Origin of the sequence: Vibrio sp. 10N.222.48.A3 (genome assembly GCF_041475345.1) — a bacterium.
In the GTDB taxonomy this organism is placed as follows: domain Bacteria; phylum Pseudomonadota; class Gammaproteobacteria; order Enterobacterales; family Vibrionaceae; genus Vibrio; species Vibrio tasmaniensis_A.
Genome location: NZ_JBFRVX010001709.1, coordinates 1 through 602, shown reverse-complemented (window position 1 = coordinate 602; position 602 = coordinate 1). Strand labels below are relative to the sequence as shown.

The 602-nt window shown below is 38.5% G+C and carries 1 protein-coding gene; it reads left to right on the top strand.

Going from position 1 to position 602, the window contains the following annotated elements:
- The first annotated feature begins 78 nt into the window (after nt 1-78).
- Entirely contained in the window at nt 79-435 is a 357-nt protein-coding gene (locus AB4653_RS28540; protein ID WP_009845510.1) for a hypothetical protein, read from the top strand.
- The last annotated feature ends 167 nt before the right edge of the window (nt 436-602 follow it).

Genomic DNA, 602 nt, shown 5'->3' with positions numbered 1-602 from the left:
CTCGACATATGGTGCTTATTGAGTCGAAGTGTCTTAATATGAAAAACAGATGCTTAACGTAAGAAAGAAAACCAGTTTATGCAATTTCGGGCCATTTTACTGCTATACCTTACCCTAGTAGGGTGTTCGTCCAATCAAGAGTTGGTACTCGACCCAACAACTATCACGCTTTTTTATGGTGAGACGTCGATCTCGGCGGGTGTGTTAGAAGATAAAACATTTAATTCGGTTCTAGCCGATAGAAGAGAGAGTGTTACTTTCTCGGGCTCACTATCAAAGCAAAACTCAGGTTACTTAGTTGATATGTTAGTGATCAGAGAAAATAGAGCACCACGTTCAAAGCGCCAATTAAACACCTTACTTCTTATGAAGCCGGGAGAGTTAGTGGATGTTGGCGGTGTGAACAATGATGTGTTCAGAGTCATTTTAGAGTAACAATCCCGAAGTAATCAATTAATGCAAAATTTTTATTTACCTCAACCTAACTTCAAGTCTTAAGCTTCTCTTACCCAATAAGAAGGAGCTTACTATGCAAAATAACTACGTAAAAGAACTCGCCGTTAAAACTTACCAAGAAGACCTTAAGAAAGAGTACGTTAAAT

Coding starts and splice junctions, on each gene's coding strand:
- AB4653_RS28540 (WP_009845510.1), top strand. CDS start 79: ATGCAATTTCGGGCCATTTTACTGCTATACCTTACCCTAGTAGGGTGT.